Raw genomic sequence first — 23,728 nt, forward strand, 5'->3', positions numbered from 1 at the left:
TTATCATTCCCCCCAGCTGACGGGGATTCAAATTTTCCCCAAGCAGAAGGAAGGAGCGGAATCTCATCGGGAGATTCCGCTCCTTCAATGCGCTAAACCTTAGGTATTAGCTGGAGTGTCTTAGCCCTCCAGAGCCTTCGCCAGAGCGTCGCGCTGTTCGCGAACCTCAGCAGGCAGCTTGTCGCCGAACTTCTCGAGCCACTCGTCGATGCTGGGCAGCTCAGCAACCCATTCTTCCTTCGAGACAGCCAGAGCAGCCTTCAGTTCTTCCTCGGAGATTTCCAGACCGGTCAGGTCCAGGTCTTCCTTGGTGGGAACGGTGCCCAGGAAGGTCTCCTGGCCGCCAGCCTTGCCGTCGAGGCGGTCGCAGATCCACTTCACAACGCGAGAGTTCTCGCCGAAGCCGGGCCATGCGAAGCCACCGTCGGGGGTACGGCGGAACCAGTTGACGTAGTAGACCTTCGGCATATTCTCAGCGCCGTGCTTCTTGCCCAGGTCCAGCCAGTGCTTGAAGTAATCACCAGCGTTGTAGCCGATGAAGGGCAGCATTGCCATCGGGTCGCGGCGAATCACACCGACAGCGCCCTTAGCAGCCGCGGTGGTCTCGGAGGAGAGGGTAACTGCGCGGAAGACGCCCTGCTCCCAGCTCTCGGACTCGGAAACCAGGGGGATGGTGGTCTTGCGACGGCCACCCAGAACGATGGCGCTCAGCGGCACACCCTCGGGGTCGTAGTACTCGGGAGCGAGCATATCCACCTGGGATGCGGGGGTGCAGAAGCGGGAGTTCGGGTGAGCTGCCGGGCGGCCGGACTCGGGGGTCCAGTCCTGACCGGTCCAGTCAATCAGGTGCTCGGGAGCCTCATCGGTCTTACCCTCCCACCAGACGGAGCCGTCGTCGGTCAGTGCAACGTTGGTGAAGATGGTGTTGCCCTTGGCGATAGCCTTCATAGCGTTCGGGTTGGTGGAGTAACCGGTGCCCGGTGCCACGCCGAACAGGCCAGCCTCGGGGTTGACCACGCGTGCCTGGTGGTTCTCGTCGAACTCGATCCATGCGATGTCGTCGCCGACCATCTCAGCCTTCCAGCCGTCAATGGTGGGTTCCATCATTGCGAAGTTGGTCTTGCCACATGCGGAAGGGAACGCTGCGGAGATGTAGCGAACCTTGCCCTCGGGGTTGGTGACCTTCAGGATGAGCATGTGCTCTGCCATCCAGCCCTCATCGCGACCGATAACGGATGCGATACGCAGTGCGTAGCACTTCTTACCGAGCAGTGCGTTACCGCCGTAGCCGGAGCCGAAGGACCAGATTTCGCGGGTCTCGGGGAACTGGACGATGTACTTCTCGGGGTTGCAAGGCCAGGGAACATCTTCCTGACCGGGCTCCAGGGGTGCACCAACAGAGTGCAGAGCCTTGACGAAGAAGCCGTTGGTCTCGTTCAGCTTGGCAAGAACGTCCTTACCAATGGTTGCCATGATGCGCATGGAGCAGACAACGTATGCGGAGTCGCTGAGCTCAACAGCAATCTTGGGGTTCTTAGCCTTCAGGGAGCCCATGACGAAGGGAATGACGTACAGGGTACGACCGCGCATGGAGCCCTCGAACAGACCGGTCAGGGTCTGCTTCATTTCGACGGGGTCGCGCCAGTTGTTGGTCGGGCCTGCGCCTTCTTCAGTCTCGGAGCAGATGAAGGTGCGCTCCTCGACACGTGCAACGTCGTCGGGATCGGAGAAAGCTGCGTAAGAGTTCGGGAATTCGTGATCGCTGAGGCGAACGAAGGTACCGGCGTCAACCAGTTCCTGTGCCAGGCGGTCATATTCTTCCTGGGAGCCATCGACCCAGTAGATGTGTGCGGGCTGGGTCAGTGCCGCAACCTCGCGAACCCATTCCAGAAGACCCTGGTGGGTGGTGGGTGCGCTCTGCAGCTCCTTTTCGAGTTCGGCAGAGAGAGTACGAGTTGAGGTGTCAGCCATTGACGTTTTCCCCTTCATTCGGTGGCCCGGATACTACGTTGATCCGGTTAGGTCTGCGGTAACAAAGAAGCAGTTAAACACTACAAGCGTGCAAACAAATGTGAATATGCACGCTTGGACAGTCTCCACTTCCTCGTGATGCTTACAGAATAACGCATTAATGGTCTGCAGAGCTTTCTATGACACCATTTCTTAAGTTCTGCGCATCACATTCTTAGAGTACGAGAAGATTTCTGTAAAGAATTTTTAGGTCGTATGGCGGGACCCTTCGGGGATTTTAGGGGCCTACAGCACCGGTTTTAGGGTGCCGAGAAAATATTTTGAAAAAATTTTACGCCGCCAAAAACCCCGGAATCATGCGGTAAAACAGGGCATTATCGAGTCTTTCGGAGGGGATTTTGGGTCAATTTCGAGTTTTTCGGCTTGCGCACCCTTGGAGACATCCGTATAGTAGTACCTGTTGCCGCGACGGGTTGAAGAAATCCGAAGCGAGGAACATGCGCCTGTAGCTCAACGGATAGAGCATCTGACTACGGATCAGAAGGTTGGGGGTTCGAATCCCTTCGGGCGCACCACCGATCCCCGGTTCTTTGGAACCGGGGATTTTTTGTATGCCCAGAAGATAGACCCCGGAAGACACACCCCTGGAAGACATCTTTGGGAAACAAGCGCGCTGAAAACGCTCTGACACAAGCCCCGGGCAGAGCTCAAGCCACTGCACAGTACAACATGTTGCAGTACGACACGCCGCAGGCTCTAGCTAGGTGTAGCAAGGACGCTTCACCAGCTGACGCTGCCCCATCCGTGCCAAAAACCGCGCCCCAAAGCACCCCAACCTGTGAATCCACAGATTTATGCTCCCAGATGACGTGCCCCGGGGCACACCCGCCAAAAAACGCATAGGATGGAAAGAGGACCCTCCACACATAGGCTGGAGAGCAGACAACGCGAAGGAGCACTATGGCACAGCTATCCATTCCGCAGTCCCTGATAGGTGCACTCATCGATATAGCCGACCTTGGAACACTCGACTACTTCCCGCCCACCGAACGATGCGCCCACTGGTCCCTCTATGACGCGCAACACCAGGAACTACTCTGCCCCTGCGCACCCGCCGCCAACGCCACCACGGAGAAGCTCTTTGAAGCCGCGGCGAAGATTCTCTACGAGAACTTCCCCCGATATATCGACTCTCCCGAGGAAATCATTCCCTATACCTCCCGGCAGGAACTCGTTGCCGCTCTGCGTCGTGGCGACGATGAGCTCAGCGATGAGGAGCAGACAACCAAAGTTACCGCAGACTCTACGGCTGATGTTGAGGTTGAACCTAACCCCACAGAATCTGCAGTAATTGAGGATGCTGAAGTTAGCGCTTCTGTTGCGCCCAAGCCTGCAGCCCCGAAGCCTGCGCCTTCCCCCGCGCTCTTTGCGGCCCGCGCAGCGCAAGCCCCCAGCCCGGTTCCCAGCGTGCCGGAAGAAGCACCCGCAGAAAAGACCGCACCGGTGCCGAGCCCGGCAACGATTACCGCTGCAACGTCTGTAGCAGCGGCACCCGAGCCCACTGTACCGAAGCCAGCTGCGCCCAAACCCGCAACTCCTACGTCTGCAGTGCCGAAGCCTGCCGCACCGACTCCCGGTGCCCCCTCCCCCGGTATGTTCCGCAAGTCCACGCTCACCTACCGACCGCCGCGCATCGAAGAGTACCTGGAGGGTCTGCGCGCCCGCCAGCAGGCGGCCGAAGCCGCCGCCCCGGAAGCCGCGCAGTCGGTAGCGGGTACCGAACAGGTATCTGCTGAAGAGTTGCCCGTGCTCAGCCACGCTGCACCGATAGCTACGGTCCCGAAGCCTGCCGCGCCGAAACCAGGTGCGCCGAAGCCTGCCGCGCCTACCCCGAGCGCTCCCGCCGCAGAGCCGGTCGCCGCAGCACCTCGCGCCATTACCGCTGAGGACCGCGAACGCCCCTACCCCTACCGCCTGCGTCCGAGCCTGCGTGCCCGCCTTGAACGCGAAAACATCAGCGAAGAGCTCGTGCGCGCCATCCTGCGCGAAGGTAAAGCAGAACGCATCAACGACTGGACCATTCGCTTCACCCACGACGACTACCGGGTTGACGTGAACACCGCCTCCGCAGAAGTCATTACCGTCATCGACGAATACGACGCCGACTACAACGAGGCGGCGCAAACCTCCCTGGCTCAGGGCGAATACACCTCGCTCAACGCCCTGGAACTTGAGTTCAGCGAGCGCGCCCGCACCTTCTTGAAGAAGAACCCGCCGTTCGTTTTCGATCTGATGCTCCAGACGCTGAGCAGCCCCGAGAGCGTGCGTATGGCTGAAGGCTGGACCCGCATCTACGCGGCGCAGGGCCTGGAAATCGCAATCTCGCCCGATGAGCGGACCGTTATGGCTCTGGCGAAGACAGCGGACTTCCACAACCTGCACGCAGAAACCCTGCGCAAGGTGCAGCTGGAAGAGCTCAGCAACACCCTGGCAAAGCAGGCAGAAGATAAAGCAGCTCGGGCAGACACCACCGAGGAGGAGAAATAATGTCCGCTAAGCAGATTACCGTTCCTCTTGAGGTGTACGTTCGCCTGCAGGAGCTTGCTTCCCTCGCAACCTATAGCTACCGGGACAACCAGGGCTCAGAAGAAAGCACCGCAAACGATAAGCCGTGGGATTTGCTCTCCAAGGACGGCGCGTCCCTACTCGATGAGAACGGCGCGCTCAAGCCCGAAGCGGCAGAGCTCTACTTCACCCTGTTGCCGCTCATCGCCCAGGAATTCGTAGAGCAACAGCAGGCACTCGTGGACGCATACCGTCAGGCGCCCAAGCCCGCCGCCGCACGCGCCAAGATTCGCCCCTCCAACCAGCGCCTCATTCCGCTGACCGAGGTGCCGCTGGAGAACCAGCGTATTGCCGCGCGCATCGAGAAGGAATTCTACGGCGAGGTGCCGCCGCGCCGCCGTATCTACGGCGTGCTCCCGGGCGTGATGGACTATATGATGCGCCACAGCCTCACCTACGAGCTACTGCTGGACATCATCGAATCGCCCGCAAGCACGGTGGTTCAAGAAAGCGCGCAAGAGAACCGCTACGGCCGAGAAGTCACCCTCTACACGCATGAAGAGGAAGGCTACCAGGTGGTGCTCAACCCCCTGACCGCCGAGGTGCTCGCGCTACGCCCGCTGCAGGCTCTCGCCGGAGGCTACCAGCTCTCCCCCGAGGCTCAGGCTCAGCTCAAATCGCTCGGACTGACCGGCGAGTACATTGCCCGCATCCTGGATGAGGCCGAGGACCGCCGCCCGATTCCCGGCAGTAGCCGCACCGTGTACTCGCTCAACGGCTACCAGGTGGAGTTCTCGCACTCCGACCAGCAGGTGATTCGTATTAGCCGCGGCACCGCGCCCAGCCGTAACCCCTTCGAATCGCAGCCGAGGATGAGCGGTACGAAGAGGCAGCGCGGCCGCAAGATTCCGCACGATGTGGATGCGTTCGTGCAGCTACTGCAGGAGCACGGCTTCACCATCACCATGGGTGGTAAGCACTACGATATCCGCCACGAGAAGCTGGCTCCGGGGCAGAAGGCGGTCACCTCGGTGACTCCCTCGGATTCGCAGCGTTGGCACCTGAACTCGGCACGCCAGATCCGCAATACCTTCGGTATCGACCTGCGCTACGCCGACCCGCGTGATAGCGTGCGAGGTATTGTGCGCGGTCCGGGACGAAGCGTCCAGAATACTGATGACCACAGCGTAGAAAAGCAGGACGCCGAGAAGAGCGCGGAGAAGACGGCGGAGAAGGAATCCGAGTAGCTCTTCGTCACAGTTGAAGCATAGCCGTTGAAGCGCGCCCGCGTGCCGGTTCTTTATACTGCCCCCAGCATGTCTTTGCATCTGGGGGCAGTATTCATATGCGCCTATATCCCGCGTTGTCAGGGCAATACGGGGTAGACTGGGGGCAATACAGACATGCTATTCAGCATAAAAATTAATATGCGTTCCCGTGATATGCGTGACGGTAGGGTTGGGGATGCGCCACAAAGTACGGTGAATAACAGCCCCTACCTCTACAATAGAAACGCATCACTACAGAAGAAGGAGAACGCATGGGCGTAACGATTAAGGTCACTGACGAAGCAGGCGTAAACTACGACATTCAGTGGGAAGACCACCACACCCTCCTGGAAACCCTCCAGGCTAACGGCGTGCCGGTCCTCGCAACCTGCGGTGGTAACGCATCCTGCGCTACCTGCCACGGCTTCATCGACCCCGAGCACTTCGAGGCTTCCGGTGAGCGCACCGAAGCTGAGCAGGACCTGCTCGACATGGTCGACGATGTCGCCAACGAGTACTCTCGCCTGTGCTGCCAGGTCGAGTACGCCCCCGGTATGGACGGAGCAGAAATCCAAATGCAGGCGGCGATGTAATCATGTTTAAATCGGCTCAGGTACTCGCATCAACCACCCTCCTCTGTTGCGTGCTAGCGCTCAGTGGATGCGGCGCGTCCCAGGCCGGTCAGGAAGCTGAAGGTACCTCGGCAAATCCGAGCGCATCAGCTTCGGTCAAGCCCGGCACGATTCGAGTAGCCTCCGACGGGGCTACCCCTTCGGTGAGCCCGGGCTCCATTACCGTGGTGAACTCCCCCGACGCGGAACACCACGAGTCTTCCTCCCACACCGAGACTCACGAGTCGAAGCAGAGCTCTGACTCTCATTCCTCTGAGTCCTCCCACGAGGGTTCCGAGCAGAACAAGTCGGACGACTCTGATTCTCAGCAGGATTCCCAGAAGAGCTCAGACTCGTCTTCGCAGTCGGGTTCTCGCTCTTCGGGCAACTCTTCGAACTCCTCCGGTTCCTCGAACTCGTCGAATTCTTCCAACTCCTCGAATTCTTCGAGCTCTTCGGAGAAGTCCTCTAACTCCTCCAACAATAACGCTGCTGAGGGACCGACCCAGTGCGATCTGGACGACCTGAACGTTTCGGTTGCCATTGGAGAAGGCTCCCCCGGCGCCCGAAACTACACCCTGTACTTCCAGAACTCCTCGAACTCCCCCTGCACCCTGCGCGGCTACCCGCGCGTGGTCCATGCGGGCCCCTCGGGAACCTGGGTCGGCCGTGAGGCATCCGCCTCTGCTGAGTACATGAACCCTGCGGGAGTGACCCTCAACCCCGGCGATAGCACCACCGCGGTACTGCGTTCGGTGTACCCGGCACGCTTCGGTGACGATTGCGGTAGCCGCCCGGTTCAGGGCTTCCTGGTGGGTCTTCCCTCCGGTTCCGGTGGCGTGATTGTTCCGCTGGATACGACCGCATGTTCCTCGTCTGTTCCGCAGCTGTCGGTGGGTCAATTTGGTGCCCGCTAACGCGCCCGTTGCAGATGTGACAACATCTCTGGCACGTTGTGTGCGCATATAGTTCGCATATAGTTCAAGGGCGGTTCCCCTCGATGGGGAACCGCCCTTGAACTGTCTATAAACCTAGGGTTTAGCTTTAGCTATGCGGTAGCCGCGCACTCTTAGAGGGAGCGGGCAACCTCATCGTGGCTGAAGCGTGCACCGCGCGGGTATGCGGGCGCCTCGCCGTGACCGAGGTTGACGACCAGGAAGGGGATTTCTGCGTTGTCCGCGAAGAATTCCTTCTTGATGCCGGCGAAGTCTGCGCCGGTCATGGGGCCGGCATCCAGGCCGAGTGCACGGATCGCGGTGATGAAGTAGCCTGCCTGCAGGTGAGCGCTCAGCTCAGCGGCGGGGGTAGCAAGCTCCTCGGAGGTGTAGAAGCCCTTGATGAAGCCGGCAGCGTTGGGGTTGAAGGTGTCAGCATGCTCTACCCAGTTTGCGTCTGCGGAGAGAATCGCGGTGACCGGTGCCGCCTGAGTCTTAGCCTTGTTGCCGTCTGCCAGGTGTGCGACGAGGCGCTCGCGTGCCTCGGGGCTCTTGACCCAGGTGATGCGCAGGGGCTGGCTGTTGAAGGCGGTGGGGCCGTAGAAGGTCAGTTCCTGGATGCGGCGCAGCTGCTCGTCAGTGACGGGCTCCTCGGTGAAGGAGGAGACGGTGCGCGGCTCGTGGAAGAGGTTGATGAGCTGTTCGTCGTTCAGGCGGGTCATGGTGGTGCTCCTTTGTGTTGTTCTCTCAGTCAATTACTTTACAAGTAAAACATTACGGGCTTGTTAGGAACCTGTCAAGCACATCTTCCTCCCCCAGCCCCCAACAATTCAAGAGGCGCACACCATAAACCCCGCCATAATAGATACATGACCGACGCACTCTCCCACTTCTCCGCCCCCGTACGCGACTGGTTCCGCGCCACCTTCAGCGCACCCACCGCCGCCCAAGAAGGCGCCTGGGAGAACATCCGCAACGGCAACAACACCCTCATCATCGCCCCCACAGGCTCCGGCAAAACCCTCGCCGCATTCCTCTGGGCACTCGATGCCCTACACCGCGAACACGAAGCCGGAACTGCAGGCGGCACGCGCATCCTCTACATCTCACCCCTCAAAGCACTCGGTGCGGACGTCGAACGCAACCTACGCGCGCCCCTCGCCGGAATCACCCGCCTGAGCGGCAACGACACTGGCGAGCCGAGCATCACCGTGGGCGTGCGCAGCGGCGACACCCCCGCACGCGAACGCCGCCAACTCATCAGCAACCCACCCGACATTCTCATCACCACCCCTGAATCCCTCTACCTCATGCTCACCAGCGCCGCCCGCAACACCCTCGCCGGCGTGACCACCGTGATCGTGGATGAGATTCACAACCTTGCCGCCACCAAACGCGGCGCGCACCTGGCAGTATCCCTCGAACGCCTCGATGCGCTCCTCGAAAAGCCCGCACAGCGCATTGGTCTCTCCGCAACCGTCGAAAACCCGGAGGCGGTCGCCCGGTTCCTCGGTGGCATTCAGCCGGTGACCATCATGAGCCGCCCGGTTGCCAAAGAATGGGACCTGCGCCTGAGTGTGCCCGTGCCCGATATGGCGGCGCTCGGAGGCGCCAACGACTACGGGCAGGGGCTCTACGCCCCATCAGAATATGCGCCCTCGGAGGTGCCGGGCGGCGGGGGCTCAACTTCTGCCGGCTCGGCGCAGGGCGCGGCACAGCCTGCCCCCAGCGCAGCGAATACCCCGGCAAGCACGCCCTACACGCTGGAAGATGCCATTGGCGTATTCCCCGGGCAGGCAAACCTGGCGCAGGAACCCGCGCAAGAAACTGGGCAAGCAAACCCGGCGCGACAGGGCGATAACACCGCGCCCAAAAATACGCTCACCATCCAGGAAGAGGCATTGCGTGAGGGAGCACTGCACGAAGGGGAGCTGCGCGAAAAGGCATTGCGAGACACCGCCGATAGCGAGCACCCCGAGACCTCCATCTGGCCGCGTGTGCAGGAGCGCATCGTCGACCATATTGAGAACAACCGTTCTACGATTGTTTTCGTTAACTCGCGCGGACTAGCGGAAAAACTCACCGCGGCACTCAACGATATTCACCTGCGCCGCGTCCTCGCGAAGCAGGGAATTGATCCCGAAGACTATGCGGCAGGCATCTGCGACATCGCCGAGGTGCCACCGCTCGCCCGCGCGCACCACGGCTCCGTATCCAAGGAACAGCGCACCCTCATCGAGGAAGCGCTCAAGGGCGGAACCCTACGCTGCGTGGTCGCCACCAGCTCCCTGGAGCTGGGCATCGACATGGGCCACGTGGACCTCGTAATCCAGGTGGCCGCACCTCCATCGGTTGCCTCCGCACTGCAGCGCGTGGGCCGCGCCGGACACCGCGTGGGCGAAATTTCGCGCGGATTCTTCTACCCCAAGCACCGCGGCGACCTGCTCGGCGCAACCGTCACCCTCGCCGGAATGCGCAGTGGAACCCTCGAGCCGCTTGCCATCCCCACCAACCCCCTGGACGTACTCGCGCAGCAGACCGTCGCCGCCTGTGCGTTGGGCCCCATCAGCGTGGACTCCTGGTACGAGGCGCTACGCCGCAGCGCGCCCTACGCCGAACTGCCGCGCGCCCTCTTCGACTCCGTACTCGAAATGCTCGCCGGACGCTACCCCTCCGACGAATTCGCCGAACTGCGCCCGCGCATCATCTGGGACCGCACCCCCACCGAGGAAGCCCCCTCCGGCAGTATTGAGGGCCGCCCGGGTGCGCAGCGCCTCGCCGTCACCAGCGGCGGCACGATTCCCGACCGCGGGCTCTTCCCCGTCTACCTGGTCAGCGGCAATGAGGAGCGCGGCCCTAAGCGCGTGGGTGAGCTCGACGAGGAAATGGTGTACGAATCCCGTGCTGGCGAGGTCATCACCCTCGGCGCGAGCAGTTGGCGCATCGAAGAAATTACGCATGACGCGGTGCGGGTCTCCCCCGCACCCGGTCAGCCCGCACGCCTGCCCTTCTGGCACGGCGACCGCATGGGCCGCCCCTACGCCCTGGGCGTGCAGACGGGTACGTTCACGCGCGCCCTCTCCAGCCTGGACGCCACCGATAGCGCCGCCGCCCGCCAGCAACTCGAACAGCTCGGACTGGACACCTGGGCAGTCGATAACCTGCTCGCCTACCTGCGTGAGCAGCGCGAATCCACCGGGGCGGTCCCCTCCGATACCCGCATGATTGTAGAGCGGCACCGCGACGAACTGGGCGATTGGCGCGTGGTCCTGCACTCGCCGCTCGGCTACGGGGTGCACGCACCCTGGGCGCTGGCGGTACGCGCCCGCATTGAGGAGCGGTACGGGGTGGACGCTTCCGTCATGGCGAGTGATGACGGCTTGATTCTGCGTCTGCCCGCTATGGAGGATGTGCCGCCCGGCGCTGATCTGTTCCTTTTCGACCCGGACGAGCTGGAGGCGATTGTCACCGAACGCGTGGGCGATTCGGCGCTTTTTGCGTCTCGGTTCCGTGAGAATGCGGCGCGTGCCCTGCTGTTGCCGCGCCGTGATCCGGGTAAGCGCACCCCGCTGTGGCAGCAGCGTCAGCGTGCGGCGCAGCTGCTGGATGTGGCGCGTAAGTACCCTGATTTTCCGGTGCTTTTGGAGACGGCACGCGAGTGTCTGCAGGATGTGTACGATGTTCCGGCGCTGGTTCAGGTGCACCGTTCGTTGCAGTCTCGGGCGGTGTCCATGCTGGAGGTTGAGACGAACGACCCTTCGCCTTTTGCGCGCACCCTGCTCTTTGAGTACGTTGCCGAGCACCTCTACGACGGCGATGCGCCCGCCGCCGAACGCCGCGCCGCCGCGCTGTCACTGGACCCGGCTCTGCTGGCTGAGTTGCTGGGGTCGAGCGGTCTGCGCGAGCTACTGGACCCGGCGGTTCTGGTGCAGACTCAGCAGCGTCTGCAGCGCACGGGTGAGCGTTACCGCGCCTGCGGTGTGGAGGGCGTGGCGGATTTGTTGCGTCAGCTGGGCCCGTTGAGCGCGCAGGAATTGAGCCTGCGTTTGCGGGCTGACAGCTTGCTGGCGGCGGCACCCGGCATTGAGCATGAAGATTCCGAAGATTACGGCGAGGAGTACAGTGCGCACGCCAGCACGGATCAGGCGCGTGCTCTAGCGGAGGAGCTGGTGCGCTCGCGCCGTGCGTTCTCGTTCATGGGAGCTGCCGATGGTTCCGCCGAGCCGCAGCTGTACTATGCGGTGGTTGAGGATGCCGCGCGTCTGCGCGATGGACTGGGCATTATGCCCGCCGCGGCGCTTCCTACTGCCCTTTTGGAGCCGGTTGCGGAGCCTTTAGAGGATCTGGTTTCTCGCTATGCGCGCACCCATATTCCCTTTACGGCGCAGCAGGCGGCGGAGCATTTTTCGCGCCTGACCCCGGTGGGTGTGGGCGTGCTGACTCCGGTGTTGCAGCGCCTTCAGCAGCAGCGCCGCCTGAGCTCTGGCGAGTTCCTGCCCGAGGTGCTGCGTGCCTCCGGGGCGGCTGGTGTTGAGTGGGTGGATGCGCAGGTTTTGCGCACGATTCGCGCCCGTTCTCTGGCGGCGTTGCGTGAGGAGATTGAGCCGGTATCGGCGCAGGTCTATGGCGTTTTCCTGCCTTCATGGCAGAACGTTCGTTCTTTATCTGTGCGGGTTGCGCAGACCCTGCCGGAGGCGAGCGCCTACGGTGCGTTCATGCCTTCCCGCCGCGCCGCCACGGTGGTAGGCGAGAGAGTGGCACCCCTCGGCTCGGCAGCACCCAACCCGTTAGCTGAGCACGGCGCAGAACATATGGGACAAGATTCCGCCTCCGCCACGGAGGATCTGCTCACCGCCATCGACCAGCTGGCGGGTGTGCGCGTACCGGCTTCCGCGCTGGAGACGCTGATTCTTCCGGCGCGCGTGCCCGGCTACCAGCCGCACATGCTGGACGAGCTTATGGCAAGCGGCAGGGTGTTCTTCACCGGCGCCGGGCAGCTCGGCGGCGGTAGCGCGCAGAAGTCTGACGGCTGGATTCGCCTGCACTTGAGCGAGAGTTCCTCGCTGACCCTGGGTGAGGACTACCCGGAGCAGCTGTTGCGCGCGGAGAACCCTGAGCTTTGGGAGGCACTGCAGGCTCCGGGCACGCTGGAGCACGCCATCTATGAGGCGCTGGCTCACGGCGGCCTGTTCGTGCCGGCGCTGCGTGAGCGAGTGGCGCAGCTGATGAGCGTGGCGGCACCTGCCGGTCAGGTGGTGACTTTCCCGGATGCGGCGGAGGTTTCGGCGGCGCTGTGGCGCCTGGTGTGGGCTGGTGCGGTGACGAACGATAGTTTCGCTCCGGTTCGAGCGGTACTTGCCGGTGTCCGCAGTGCGCATCCGACTCCGGCACCTGCCGCGCGTCTGTCGCGGGTGGGTCGCCGCGGTGCGGGTCGTATTGCGGCGGCGCGCGCCTCCATGGGTAACGGCTTGGCGGGCGGTTACGGCGCTGATAGCTATGGTTCCAGCGGCTACTCTGCGCCTGCCGCCGGGCGCGGTCTGCGTTCCCTGCGCGGCGGGCTCCATGCCGTCGCTCCCGCCGTTGCCCCGCAGGATAGCGGTCGCTTCTCGCGCGTGGACACGCTGTTGCAGGAGCCGGTGGAGGCGACGGTTGCGGCGCTCGCACGCGCCGACCTGCTACTGGACCGCTACGGTGTGCTGACTCGAGGGTGCCTGCAGGTGGAGGATTCTGCTGGCGGGTTCTCGCAACTGTACCGGATTTATTCGGCGGCTGAAGATCGTGCGCTGGTGCGTCGCGGCTACTTTATTGAGGGTTTGGGCGCGGCGCAGTTTGCCGCCCCCGCGACGGTGGACCTGCTACGTTCTACCGCTGATAGCCTCAGTGTTCCCGCAGGTCCACAGGGTTTTGGTGCAACACAGGGTTTTGGTGCGAGCGCCTACACCCCGCAGCGTACCGATACCGAGCAGGTGTACGGCACATTCACGGTGACCCTGTTGGCGGCGACCGACCCGGCGAACCCGTACGGTGCGGCGCTGAGCTGGCCCGCGATTCCCTCCTTTGCACACGAGGGGACTGTGAAGCACCGTCCGGCACGCAAGGCGGGCGCCTGCGTGGTGCTGGTGGATGGCGCCCCGGTGCTGTACGTGGAGCGCGGCGCGAAGACCCTGCTGGCGTTCACAACCGACCCGATACTTCTGGAGGCGGCGGCCCCCGCCCTGGCGCGCCTGGTGTCCGCCGGTGGTGCGGAGAAGATTTCGGTGGAGAAGGTTAACGATGTGGAGCTTTTGGGCACGCATACCTTGAGTGTCTCCGGCGGCGAGGTTATGGAGCATCCGGTGGAGGCGCTGCGTGCGGCACTGCAGGCGCAGGGGTTCTACGCGACGGTTCGTGGCCTATCACTACGCCGTTCCATTTAGCCGAACCGAGCCTCAAGCTTAGCCTCAGAGTAAAACTATTTTCTTCAACCTCAACCTGAGCATTATAATGCCCCGCACCCTCACGGAAGGGGGTGCGGGGCATTATGTTTCCCTACTCACGAACCGGGTGGTGTTCCCGGATTCCACCACGTCGCAAGCGGCGTGGTGGAGGAATAACCGCCCGGATGTCCACGTCGCCTTTGCCGTGGAGCACGTAACCAAACATCGGAGCGGGAAGTCCTACGCTGACCTGTTACCTCTTAGGGTGACAGGTGGCTAGTAGCCGCCGGTGAGGGTGTCAACGGCACCCAGGCACAGGTCGATAGCTTCTTCGAGCCCGAGCCCGCGGGAGCGAACGGTGCGCTGATCGCGGGGGTTGAGCTGCACGACGTGCATGGCGAAGTAGTCGACGAGCTGCAACCAGCCTCCGAGGATGACGCGAGTGCGGTCATTAATCGGCATGCCGGTGCGTTCAAGCATCCATTCGAGGTAGTCGGTAGGGTTGTTCGGGAAGTCCTCCCCACCGGGGGTGGGAACGCCGGCTACAACGAGGAAGTACGTGCGTAGCGCATTGCGCAACGCCTCTTCGGGGTTTTCGTGATGCTCGCCCAGGGCCTCAAGGACTGCGTTGGCTTCGCGTCGGGTGACAGCGGCCGCCAGGGAGTCCTTGCCGGGGAAGTAGTGGTAGAGCAGGGCGCGGGTAATGCCTGCATCGCGGGCGATAGCGCTCATGGAGGCACCGAGCACGCCGCGGCGAGCGAAATGTTCTGCAGCGATTTTCAGAATTTGCTCTTCGCGTTCGTGCGGCTCCATACGCAGGGCACCGGTGCGAGGCTCCGCATTCTTTTGTGAATGTTCCATAACCTCTCCTATCGCATTTTCCGGTGCTTTGGAATTGTCCGATTGCACCGCTGTATTTGGGGGTGTTCCTTTAACCTCTGCATCCTTGCGCTGTTTCTGTCCCATTTCGACCCCTTCGTTCGAAATATCGAACTTCTGTGTCTTAACCGTACCGCTTTAAGGCTACTTTCAGCCTTTATTAAGGCGTTTATGACGTAGGGTGCCCAGGTTAGCATGTCTTTAATTGCTTTACATCTTTTATACTTAGAAAAACCAAAGGGGCTAAATTGAGGGTTATTGATTTATGATTTGACAGCATTTTCGAAAATACCGCACTTAAACGCTATTTTTTGTAAAATTAATGTAGTTTTTTTAAATTAAATGTCCAATAATTTCAAAAATTTGTGAAGTTTTCGTTTTCTGTTCCACATATTCACACAAACATTCATGAGTGTCAGACAAAACTGTCTTCCGCAACCCCACACCCAAGCCCACGGTAATATTTCCACCCGCACGTAGCTCAGCCCAACTCACTCAGTACGCCTCCAGCTTGCCTCCGAACCTACCCCGCCCAGGCGGTAGAGTAGAGCCATGCCCGTACAGAACACCGCACGCACGCAGCCTATCGCACGCCCCGATACACAGCAGGGAATACAGCCCGCCTATCAGGCAAAGCCTGCACGCCGCACACATCGCCGCCTGCTGGCCCCTCCGCTGGCTCAGAAGAACGGTATCGACCCAATTCAGCTGATCCTGCCGCGCGTGGAGGAGCTCCCCGCCGAGCTCACCCCGAGCAACACCACCCCGAACAATACGGCTCCGGCAACCATTGCGGATTACCTGATTGCGCGCTTCTACCCGAACGACCCGCAGATTATTCACGCCCGCTTTAATACCGGCGAAGTGCGTCTAGACGATGGCACGATTCTGACCGGCGATAGCCCCTATATGCCGGGTGAGCGCATCTGGTATTTCCGCGAGCTTGCGGATGAGCCGCAGCTACCCTCCGACATGCCGGTGCTCTACGAGGATGAGCACGTGCTGGCGATTGATAAGCCGCATTTTCTGCCGACCACCCCGCGCGGCGCCTATATTGCGCAGACCGCGCTGACCAAGCTGCGGGTGCGCGAGCAGAACCCGCTACTGATTCCGATTCACCGCCTGGACCGCCCGACCGCGGGCGTGCTGCTTTTTGCTAAGACCGTGGAGGCGCGCCGCCCCTTCCAGATGATGTTTCAGCACCGTCAGGTGTCGAAGACTTACCGTGCCGTGGCGCCGGTTCCCGCCGATGCTGCCGCCGCCGAGCAGGCGTTGAGTGCGCAAGGGTTGCAGGTGCGTTCGCATCTTCAGAAGATTCGTGATCAGCTGCAGGTTCAGCAGCTTTCTGAGCAAGAGTGCGCGGCGCATGGTGTGGAGCCGAATACGCTGACGACCGCGAAGATTCTGCGGACTTTCACTCCGAGCGCGCAGGCGGTTGCTGGTTGGCGCGCGGAACCGAATAGAGAATGGGCGCTCTATGATTTGGCGCCTCACACCGGCAAGACGCACCAGCTGCGGGCGCACCTGAATATGCTCAGCGCCCCCATTCTGGGCGATGTGCTCTACCCGCAGGTGCTACCCGACGCGCCAGACCGCCCGGAGTACCCGCTGCAGTTGCTGGCGTACAGTCTGCATTTTGAGCATCCCATCACCGGCGAGCGAGTGGATTTGTACAGTGGCCGCTCACTCACTGCCGTCTCCTAACCGGTTTTTGAATGGCGTTCACCCCGTTCCCTGCGGTGCATCTTCTCGGCGGTCTCTCGAAAAGGAATCACACCCGAGAGCCCGCCCACAGCATCCGGGCGCTCAGAGGGCAAAAAGTGGGATAATTTCAGACGTAATACTTCACCGCAACTACAGAGGGTCCATGAATTCCCAGCCGTCTTCCCACAACGCGCAGTCTCTGGAGTCGATTAGCGAGTACGCCGAGCGCACCTCCTCGCACGCCGCTACCGCAGCCGACAGCGTCACCGACACCTTCGTGCACCGCATCCTCGGTGTTCCCGGCGCCCTCATCGGTTCGGTACAGGTTCCCGACCCGCGCCCGCTGAGCCAGCGCCTGAGCATTTGGCACTACTGGTGGCAGGCGCACCTGCTGGACTGCATGATTGATGCCGGTCAGCGTCACCTGCGCGAGGGCGATATTACTGCCGCCCAGGAGCAGCTGCACCGCGCCCGCGCACTATTGCGCGGCATTAACGTGCGTAACTACGGCCGCTTCGCTAACGACTACTTTGACGATATGGCGTGGCTAACCCTCGCGGTGGGCCGCATGAACTCCTTCTGCATTGAACTGACCGGCGCTAATGATGTTGCCGCCCAGGATGCTGGCGCCGCCCTCTTCGAGCAGCTGGCGAAGGGCTTCTCCCCGGTGGGCGGCATGAGTTGGCGTAAGTCCAAGCGTGATTTTGTGAATGCTGCGGCGACCGCGCCGACCGCTCTGGCGTATGTGCGGGCGGGCGACCCGAAGACTGCCGCCGCGCTCATGGACTGGATGAACGAAACCCTCTGGGATGCAGAACGTTCGCTCTATATTGACGGCGTGAACGTGCGCGGCGACGAGTACGAGTACGAGCGCAGCGAATTCACCTACAACCAGGGAACCGCCCTGGGCGCCCTGCTGAGCCTCGCAGCTTCCGGTGTGCCCTGCGAGGTGGACCCCGCCGAGCGCGCCGAGCGCCTCATCGTCGGCATCGTCAAGCACATGACCGAAGAGGTGGAGTTCCTCTCCGGTGCGCGCCGCCGCATCCTCATCTCTCACGGTGACGGCGACGGCGGCCTGTTCACCGGCATTCTCGTGCGCTACCTGGGCATGGCGGCGTCCTCGCCGCTGCTCAGTGATGAGGCGCGAGCGCTCGCCTCGACCCTGGTGTACTCGACCGCACGCGCCCTGTGGGAGGGTCGCCGCGAGTTCGACCCCAACCTGCCGATGAACGAGTACGGCATTGACCCGAATGAGATTCGCGGTAAGGCGCTCGTGCAGTTCTCCCCGCGGTTCACCGAGCCGATGAGCAAGGTTGTGAAGCCCGGCGCGCCGGTGGAGCTGTCCGCTCAGGTGCAGGCGTGGACTATTTTTGAGACGGCGGCGCGTCTGGCGCATGCGCGGTACCTTGCCTCCCACAATTTCTAAGGCACGGTTTCTAAAACCCTGCTTGCTGTTCTTTGCCCCCAGCCCTAATCTTCTCCCTGCGGTGCGTTCTCGCATCGGCGCATTCTCCCAGTAGCGCAGAAGGTTAGGGCCTGTGCAGAAGGTTAGGGCTAGATTCATTGCAGGGGCGTACACACGGGCGTACGGTGAATTTTATGCTTGCACCAGAATCACAACAGGTCACTGCCAGCCCGAACGCTAACACCATTTTCATGGTGTGGAAGTTCAAGGAGGGCGTCTCGCAGGATGCGCTCGTTGAGGGGTTCCAGAACCTCTGCGGGCTCGTCATTAACCTCAACCACACCGCCGCGAACCGCTACTCGTCCGAGAACGCTAACGTCGTGCTGGGCATCAGCTACAGCGCGTGGCTGACCCTGGATCTACCCAAGCCGCTGCCGCAGGAGCTCGTGGAGTTCGAGGAGATTAGGGGCCCCAAGCACACCGCAGTGTCCACTCCCGGTGATCTGCACTTCCACATCCGCGCGACCCAGCCGTCCGTCGCCTACGATATGGCCTCCGCTATTACTGCGGCGCTACGCGATATTGCTGAGACCGTGGATGAGGTGCACGGCTTCCGCTACTGGGACGGCCGCTCCATCATCGGTTTTGTGGACGGCACCGAAAACCCGCAGACCCCCGCGGCACGTGAATACTTCGGTATCATCGGTGACAGCGATCCCATGTACAGGGGCGGCAGCTACCAGTTCGTGCAGAAGTACATCCACGACATGACCGCGTGGAACGCCCTGCCCGTCTCCGAGCAGGAGAAGGTCATTGGCCGTTCCAAGCACGACGACATCGAGATGAGCGAGGACGAGAAGCCCGCCAACTCGCACTCCGCTATCGCCAATATCGGTGACGACTTCAAGGTTATTCGCGACAACATGCCCTTCGGCACCGTGGGCAACAACGAGCTGGGCACCTACTTCATCTGCTACGCCAGCACCTTCTCGACCGTTCAGAAGATGCTCATGAACATGTTCATGGGAGTGGATGGCGCCAACTACGACCGCCTGCTGGATTTCAGCACTGCGGTGACCGGCACCCTCTTCTTCGTGCCGACTGTGGACATGCTCGGCGACTTCGCCGGCTAACTTCACCGGCTAGGGCGAGCTAAACCCAGCCACCCTGCCTGTACCCTAGTCTGCCTGTACCTCAGCCTGGCTGTACCCTAGCCTGACGGTACCCGCGAAAACCCCGCCTCCGGCGAGAGAGGCGGGGTTTTCCGGTAGGCTAGGGTATAGACATTCAGACGGAAAGCAAACAATCGAGAGAAGAATGAGCGTTCTAGATAACTCTTTCCCCACCGAGGACTTTGGCTTCACCATCACCAGCCGCCTGGCGGACACCGCCTCCCCCAGCGCTGAACGTGTAGAAGCCAACGGCGGACAGTTCCGCGGACGCACCGGTGTCATCACCACCCCGCACGGACAGATCCAGACCCCCGCCTTCACCCCCGTGGGCACCAAGGCAACCGTCAAGGCGGTCCTACCCGAATCCATGAAGGAGCTCGGCGCTCAGGCTCTGCTCTCCAACGCCTACCACCTGTACCTGCAGCCCGGCCCCGAAATCCTCGACGCAGCAGGCGGCCTGGGTGCTTTCATGAACTGGGACGGCCCGACCTTCACCGACTCCGGTGGATTCCAGGTCATGAGCCTGGGCTCCGGCTTCAAGAAGGTTATCGACATGGGTACCGTCGCGGACGCTAAGGGCGCCGACGGCCGCCCCCTCGGTGACGACGACGTGGCGAAGGGCAAGGAACGCCTCGCCCACATTGACGACGACGGCGTGAACTTCAAGTCGCATATTGACGGCTCGATTCACCGCTTCACTCCTGAGGTGTCCATGCAGGTTCAGCACCAGATCGGTGCCGACGTCATGTTCGCCTTCGACGAGCTGACCACCCTCTACAACTCCCGCGGCTACCAGGAGGAGGCGCTCGAACGCACCCGCCTGTGGGCGCTACGCTGCATCGCTGAGCACCAGCGCCTGACCACTGAGCGCGTGGGCAAGCCCTACCAGGCACTGTTCGGCGTCATTCAGGGCGCACAGTACGAGGACCTGCGCCGCAAGGCATGCCAGGATCTGGGCTCCATGCCCTTCGACGGCTTCGGCATCGGTGGTGCGCTTGAGAAGGAAAACCTCGGCACCATCGTGCGCTGGTGCGCCGAAGAGCTGCCCGAATCCAAGCCCCGCCACCTGCTCGGCATCTCCGAACCCGACGACATCTTCGTCGGCATCGAAAACGGTGTAGACACCTTCGACTGCGTCTCCCCCACCCGCGTGGCACGCAACGCCGCCGTCTACTCCCCCACCGGCCGCTACAACATCACCAACGCGCGCTTCAAGGCGGACTTCTCGCCCATCTACGAGGGCTGCGACTGCTACACCTGCACCCACTACACCCGCGCCTACCTGCGTCACCTCTTCAAGGCGGACGAGCGTCTGGCGGCGACCCTCGCCTCCATCCACAATGAGCGTTTCATCGTGCGCATGGTGGACGACGCCCGCGAAGCCATCAAGGACGGCACCTACTTCGAGTACCGTGACGAGTTCCTCGGCAACTACTACTCCGGCAAGAAGCCCTAAACCCGCTCTTCAACCCGTTTAAGGAGAACCCTATGAGCATCACTCATGTTCCCGATGAGGAGCTTCTCGTCTTCGACCACGAGATCGCAGCCCCGGTCGAGGACGTCTTCGGCGCCTACCTGGACCCCGAACTGCTGGTCCGCTGGTACGGCCCCGCCGGCTGGCACGTGCGCCCCACCGACGTAGTCGTGGAGCCCGTCGTCGGCGGTCTGCAGCGTCTGTCCATGATCAACGAGGTTGACCCCTCGGTGTCCTGCATTCTGCAGAGCCGCTTTTTGAGCATTGAACCGTTCAAGGAGCTCGAATACGCAGAGCAGCTGCCCGACCACCTGGGCAACCCCGGTAGCGTGCTGGTGTACCAGCGTCACCGTTTCTTCCCCGAAACCGTGATTACCGCCGACGGCGTGGGAGCCGGTACCCGCATCGTTATTGAGATTGGCCCCATGCCCGCCTCGGTTCACGAGGAGGTACGCACCACCTGGCGTTCGACCTTCGCCCGCCTGGATAACGTGCTTGCCACCCGTGCCCGCGGAGAGTTCTAACTCGCACCAGCTCTGATTCTGCCCGCCTGCGGGTGGGAATACTAAAGCGCCGCGTTGACGAATGATACGTCAACGCGGCGCTTGTGTTTAATACCCGTGCCTTGCCGGGTGGGAATCGTAAACTAGTTGGTCAGCTTCACGGTAATGACGGTGCTGCCACCATCCAGGGACACACACTCGGGGGTCGCACGATCCGCGCCGTCGCCCGGCTTCCAGTAGCAGCGCGCCGACATGACGGTACGCTCACCATTCGCCTTATCGGTCACCTCGGCGGGGTTCTGCACCACAAACTGGCGGATCAGCTCACGCGCAAACAGGCAATCCACCGCACCCGAGGTCACCTGAACCGTAGCGTTGTGCTTCAGGTAGCCAGTAGCGTCCATGCTGCCGCAGCTACCGCCCGCAGACTGAACATCCGAGCTGGACAGGCTCGCGGTGCTCGACGCCTTCGCCGAAGTATTCGCCTTAGCCGATGCGGAAGGGCTCGACGCCGCGCTCGCCTGCGCGGTCGCCGCGGGACTTGCGGTGGTGATGGTTCCGGGGCTCACGGTAGCCGCCGCGGTGGGGGTGTGCACGGTACCGGCAGTCGGGGTGCTTTCAGTGACCGTTGCGGTGCGGGTGGGCGAAGGGGTCGCCTTCGCGCTCGTAGCGCTGGGGCTAAGGGTCGCGGTGGCGCTCGGGGAGGCGGTGGTAGCGCCTCCGGAGCATGCCGACAGCGCCAGCAACAGCGTGGCACCGAGCGCTACGGGGCTGTAGCGCTTAGCGGTGCGGAGCGTAGTAGAACGAGCCTGGGTAGAAGTCTGGGTAGAGTGCTTCTGTGCCGGATGCATGGTGACCTTTCTGCGTCATCGGTTCGGGTTCCTAACCAGTATTCTAAAGACGCTACCTGTGAGCTAGCTATACGGCATCTTAGGAACCCACAGGGTGCCCCCGCTAGGACACAGCGGGTAGAGGCACAGCGCAATAAGAGGGGCTCCCCGGCAGTGCGGGAAGCCCCTCCTTGGCTCTTCACAACTCATTGACAGCTCATTAACTCTGACGCGGGCGCTTATCCTTCTCGCCTGCCACCGACCGTAATAGTGCGGCCGTTCCCGTCATGGCAGGTCATCGAGCCAGTCTCAATCTCGCCCAAGCAGGTCAGCTGCTTGCCCTCAGCAACGGGCAAGATCACCACATCCAAGGCGTGCATTATCTTCGTGTTTGCGGTGGTGGTTTCCGCGTGCAGAGCCGAGGACTCATTCACGGTATTCACCTCGCTGGCGCCGGTCAGGAAGTTCATGCGAGTCACCTCCACCGGACCGGCAAAAGTGCGGCCGACAGCACCGTTACCGTTGCCGGTCTGCTCGCCGGTGCGGCGCTCGCACACCAGGGTTCCGTCCGCGGGGTTCAGCTCGCAGAGGGTGCGCTCGTCATCGCTCTTGAAACGGTAGTAGCCGGCACCGGAATCGTAGTAGGAGGGCTCCATGAGGAAGGGAATCTGGGGAGCATCCGGATTGTCCAGGCGAGCCACAAAGGCGACATCCTCACCGATGGTGCACTCGGGGGCGCCGCGATCCTCGCGACGGTTCTCAACCATCTCGTACTGCGGGTTCCAGTAGCAGGTGGCGTCCTGAACCTTCGCAACCTGGTGCTGGGTCGTGTTGTCGTCGGCACGCGGGGTGGTGACGTACTCGGTCAGCACGTCCAGGGCGTGGGCGCAGTCCACGGTACCGCGCAGCACCATGATTTCCGCGCCGGTCTTCAGGTAGCCCTTACGTCCGATGTGTCCGCAGCGCTCGCCGGCGGAGGCGCGCTCAGCCTCCACCTTTTCGGGCGCACGGGGCGTCGCAGCGACAGTGGGGTTTGCGACCGTTGCGGAGGTTGCCTTCGCCTCAGCGGGTGCGGAGGACTCGGACGCCTTCGCCTCGGCGCTCTCTGCGGGGGCTGACACCCGAGTCTCGGTGACGGTCGGCTCGGTCTTCTTCGTCGGTGACGGGGACGCGGTGGAGGAAGGGAGCGGGTACTGCGAGTGGTTAGCCGTGTTGGAGGGGCTGGGGCTCGACGAAGAGTTTTCGCTCTGAGAACCGCCAAAGCAGCCGGTCAGGGCGAGGAGCAGGGCGGCGGCGCATCCGGTGGCGCGCATCGTGCGGCGACCCCGGCTGGCGGAGTCTGCCTGAGTGTGGTGGAACGACATTGTTATCTCTCCCGGGAATGAACCTTTTGCACCCTTTGCAGAAGGTATTTAAAGCATACGCTTGACCCCGTTCAAGACCGGTTTATTACAGCGGAGCGCCGGTATCTACCCCTATTTCTGCGGCAGGTAGGAGCTCAACAGCTCACGCTGCTCGGGGCTCAGACGGGTCAAACGACCCACAACCGAATCCCAGAACGCCAGCACGGTAAAGGCACGCACGCACTCGCGGCCGTCCACCGGGGAGAGAATCGAGTAGCCAATACGCACGGATGCGGCGCTGACCTTCTCCACGCTCAGGCGCACTGGCACGGGCTCACCAGTGTAGGGCAGCTGAGCCAGGTAGCGGATGCCGTGCTCGGCAATGAGTGCCTGCACACCCTCGGCAACCAGGTCGAAAAGCGGAATCGGAGGCTGCGGTGCCACGGTGGGCTTCTGCCCGGAGGAGGGCGGTGGGCCGAAGAGCGCCACGCGGGCTTCTTCCATGACCGAGAGGATGGCAACGTTGTTGACGTGCCCGTAGGCGTCCATATCGCCCCAGCGTGCGGGTACGTGCACCAGCAGTTCGTCGGTGGTACCGGCCTCAGGGGCGGGGGTGTTTTCGCGGTTCTTTTCGTGGCTTTGCATGGTTTTA

Annotated in this window: 16 protein-coding genes and 1 tRNA gene; 11 read left to right on the forward strand and 6 right to left on the reverse strand. The window is 62.1% G+C overall.

Annotation, left to right across the window (positions count from 1 at the left end):
• Positions 1-120: 120 nt before the first annotated feature.
• Positions 121-1,971, reverse strand: a complete 1,851-nt coding sequence (locus HMPREF2765_RS07345; protein ID WP_049340330.1) for a phosphoenolpyruvate carboxykinase (GTP) — start codon at positions 1,969-1,971, stop codon at positions 121-123.
• A 499-nt stretch (positions 1,972-2,470) separates the two neighbouring features.
• Between HMPREF2765_RS07345 and HMPREF2765_RS07350 the strand changes: the two genes are divergently transcribed.
• The 5 genes from HMPREF2765_RS07350 to HMPREF2765_RS07370 all read left to right on the forward strand — a co-directional run bounded on the left by HMPREF2765_RS07350 (position 2,471) and on the right by HMPREF2765_RS07370 (position 7,332).
• Positions 2,471-2,546: transfer RNA gene (locus HMPREF2765_RS07350), tRNA-Arg, on the forward strand.
• A 385-nt stretch (positions 2,547-2,931) separates the two neighbouring features.
• Complete coding sequence (locus HMPREF2765_RS07355; RefSeq protein WP_049340329.1) at positions 2,932-4,518, forward strand: DNA repair protein; 1,587 nt, start codon at positions 2,932-2,934, stop codon at positions 4,516-4,518.
• Positions 4,518-5,783 carry a cell wall biosynthesis glycosyltransferase gene (locus HMPREF2765_RS07360; RefSeq protein WP_070593010.1) on the forward strand — a complete coding sequence of 422 codons (1,266 nt, stop codon included), beginning with the start codon at positions 4,518-4,520 and terminating at the stop codon, positions 5,781-5,783. The genes HMPREF2765_RS07355 and HMPREF2765_RS07360 overlap by 1 nt, the downstream gene beginning before the upstream one ends.
• A gap of 293 nt (positions 5,784-6,076) precedes the next feature.
• On the forward strand, positions 6,077-6,397 hold the full coding sequence (locus HMPREF2765_RS07365; protein WP_005509285.1) for a 2Fe-2S iron-sulfur cluster-binding protein: 321 nt from the start codon (positions 6,077-6,079) through the stop codon (positions 6,395-6,397).
• Between the two features lie 2 nt (positions 6,398-6,399).
• Positions 6,400-7,332, forward strand: coding sequence for a DUF4232 domain-containing protein (locus HMPREF2765_RS07370; protein WP_049350511.1), 933 nt, complete (start codon positions 6,400-6,402; stop codon positions 7,330-7,332).
• 152 nt (positions 7,333-7,484) lie between these two features.
• Here the strand turns inward: HMPREF2765_RS07370 and HMPREF2765_RS07375 are convergent, their stop codons facing one another.
• Positions 7,485-8,072 (reverse strand): malonic semialdehyde reductase, encoded by a 588-nt coding sequence (locus HMPREF2765_RS07375; protein WP_049340324.1) that lies wholly within the window; start codon positions 8,070-8,072, stop codon positions 7,485-7,487.
• Positions 8,073-8,219: 147 nt separating this feature from the next.
• Between HMPREF2765_RS07375 and HMPREF2765_RS07380 the strand changes: the two genes are divergently transcribed.
• A complete protein-coding gene (locus tag HMPREF2765_RS07380) occupies positions 8,220-13,766 on the forward strand; it encodes a DEAD/DEAH box helicase (protein WP_070605035.1) in 5,547 nt (1,848 codons plus the stop codon).
• 276 nt (positions 13,767-14,042) lie between these two features.
• On the opposite strand, the gene HMPREF2765_RS07385 is transcribed toward HMPREF2765_RS07380, so the two are convergent.
• Positions 14,043-14,627 carry a TetR/AcrR family transcriptional regulator gene (locus HMPREF2765_RS07385; protein WP_005507171.1) on the reverse strand — a complete coding sequence of 195 codons (585 nt, stop codon included), beginning with the start codon at positions 14,625-14,627 and terminating at the stop codon, positions 14,043-14,045.
• A 570-nt stretch (positions 14,628-15,197) separates the two neighbouring features.
• On the opposite strand from HMPREF2765_RS07385, the gene HMPREF2765_RS07390 reads away from it, so the two are divergent.
• The 5 genes from HMPREF2765_RS07390 (at position 15,198) to HMPREF2765_RS07410 (ending at position 20,924) form a co-directional block, all read left to right on the forward strand.
• On the forward strand, positions 15,198-16,349 hold the full coding sequence (locus HMPREF2765_RS07390; protein ID WP_070605038.1) for a pseudouridine synthase: 1,152 nt from the start codon (positions 15,198-15,200) through the stop codon (positions 16,347-16,349).
• Positions 16,350-16,512: 163 nt separating this feature from the next.
• Positions 16,513-17,775: a glycoside hydrolase family 76 protein gene (locus HMPREF2765_RS07395; RefSeq protein WP_070605040.1), complete on the forward strand. Its 1,263-nt coding sequence runs from the start codon at positions 16,513-16,515 to the stop codon at positions 17,773-17,775.
• A 173-nt stretch (positions 17,776-17,948) separates the two neighbouring features.
• A complete protein-coding gene (locus HMPREF2765_RS07400) occupies positions 17,949-18,887 on the forward strand; it encodes a Dyp-type peroxidase (RefSeq protein WP_070605041.1) in 939 nt (312 codons plus the stop codon).
• Positions 18,888-19,071: 184 nt separating this feature from the next.
• Positions 19,072-20,382 (forward strand): tRNA guanosine(34) transglycosylase Tgt, encoded by a 1,311-nt coding sequence (tgt, locus tag HMPREF2765_RS07405; protein ID WP_070541876.1) that lies wholly within the window; start codon positions 19,072-19,074, stop codon positions 20,380-20,382.
• 32 nt (positions 20,383-20,414) lie between these two features.
• On the forward strand, positions 20,415-20,924 hold the full coding sequence (locus HMPREF2765_RS07410; protein ID WP_070505903.1) for an SRPBCC family protein: 510 nt from the start codon (positions 20,415-20,417) through the stop codon (positions 20,922-20,924).
• A 122-nt stretch (positions 20,925-21,046) separates the two neighbouring features.
• Here HMPREF2765_RS07410 and HMPREF2765_RS07415 read toward each other — a convergent pair whose 3' ends face one another.
• From HMPREF2765_RS07415 to HMPREF2765_RS07425, 3 genes are all read right to left on the reverse strand, one after another.
• Complete coding sequence (locus tag HMPREF2765_RS07415) at positions 21,047-21,754, reverse strand: hypothetical protein (protein WP_070599291.1); 708 nt, start codon at positions 21,752-21,754, stop codon at positions 21,047-21,049.
• Positions 21,755-21,972: 218 nt separating this feature from the next.
• The gene (locus HMPREF2765_RS07420) at positions 21,973-23,097 is read right to left on the reverse strand and encodes a phosphoglycerol transferase (RefSeq protein WP_070605043.1); all 1,125 of its coding nucleotides are present in this window, start codon (positions 23,095-23,097) and stop codon (positions 21,973-21,975) included.
• 111 nt (positions 23,098-23,208) lie between these two features.
• Positions 23,209-23,721 carry an acyl-CoA thioesterase gene (locus HMPREF2765_RS07425; protein WP_049340311.1) on the reverse strand — a complete coding sequence of 171 codons (513 nt, stop codon included), beginning with the start codon at positions 23,719-23,721 and terminating at the stop codon, positions 23,209-23,211.
• Between the last annotated feature and the right edge of the window lie 7 nt (positions 23,722-23,728).

The sequence above is a fragment of the Rothia sp. HMSC062H08 genome (assembly GCF_001810775.1).
In the GTDB taxonomy this organism is placed as follows: Bacteria; Actinomycetota; Actinomycetes; order Actinomycetales; family Micrococcaceae; genus Rothia.

Coding starts and splice junctions, on each gene's coding strand:
- HMPREF2765_RS07385 (WP_005507171.1), bottom strand. CDS start 14,627: ATGGAACATTCACAAAAGAATGCGGAGCCTCGCACCGGTGCCCTGCGT.
- HMPREF2765_RS07360 (WP_070593010.1), top strand. CDS start 4,518: ATGTCCGCTAAGCAGATTACCGTTCCTCTTGAGGTGTACGTTCGCCTG.
- HMPREF2765_RS07400 (WP_070605041.1), top strand. CDS start 17,949: ATGCTTGCACCAGAATCACAACAGGTCACTGCCAGCCCGAACGCTAAC.
- tgt (WP_070541876.1), top strand. CDS start 19,072: ATGAGCGTTCTAGATAACTCTTTCCCCACCGAGGACTTTGGCTTCACC.
- HMPREF2765_RS07355 (WP_049340329.1), top strand. CDS start 2,932: ATGGCACAGCTATCCATTCCGCAGTCCCTGATAGGTGCACTCATCGAT.
- HMPREF2765_RS07410 (WP_070505903.1), top strand. CDS start 20,415: ATGAGCATCACTCATGTTCCCGATGAGGAGCTTCTCGTCTTCGACCAC.
- HMPREF2765_RS07395 (WP_070605040.1), top strand. CDS start 16,513: ATGAATTCCCAGCCGTCTTCCCACAACGCGCAGTCTCTGGAGTCGATT.
- HMPREF2765_RS07415 (WP_070599291.1), bottom strand. CDS start 21,754: ATGCATCCGGCACAGAAGCACTCTACCCAGACTTCTACCCAGGCTCGT.
- HMPREF2765_RS07375 (WP_049340324.1), bottom strand. CDS start 8,072: ATGACCCGCCTGAACGACGAACAGCTCATCAACCTCTTCCACGAGCCG.
- HMPREF2765_RS07380 (WP_070605035.1), top strand. CDS start 8,220: ATGACCGACGCACTCTCCCACTTCTCCGCCCCCGTACGCGACTGGTTC.
- HMPREF2765_RS07390 (WP_070605038.1), top strand. CDS start 15,198: ATGCCCGTACAGAACACCGCACGCACGCAGCCTATCGCACGCCCCGAT.
- HMPREF2765_RS07365 (WP_005509285.1), top strand. CDS start 6,077: ATGGGCGTAACGATTAAGGTCACTGACGAAGCAGGCGTAAACTACGAC.
- HMPREF2765_RS07345 (WP_049340330.1), bottom strand. CDS start 1,971: ATGGCTGACACCTCAACTCGTACTCTCTCTGCCGAACTCGAAAAGGAG.
- HMPREF2765_RS07420 (WP_070605043.1), bottom strand. CDS start 23,097: ATGTCGTTCCACCACACTCAGGCAGACTCCGCCAGCCGGGGTCGCCGC.
- HMPREF2765_RS07425 (WP_049340311.1), bottom strand. CDS start 23,721: ATGCAAAGCCACGAAAAGAACCGCGAAAACACCCCCGCCCCTGAGGCC.
- HMPREF2765_RS07370 (WP_049350511.1), top strand. CDS start 6,400: ATGTTTAAATCGGCTCAGGTACTCGCATCAACCACCCTCCTCTGTTGC.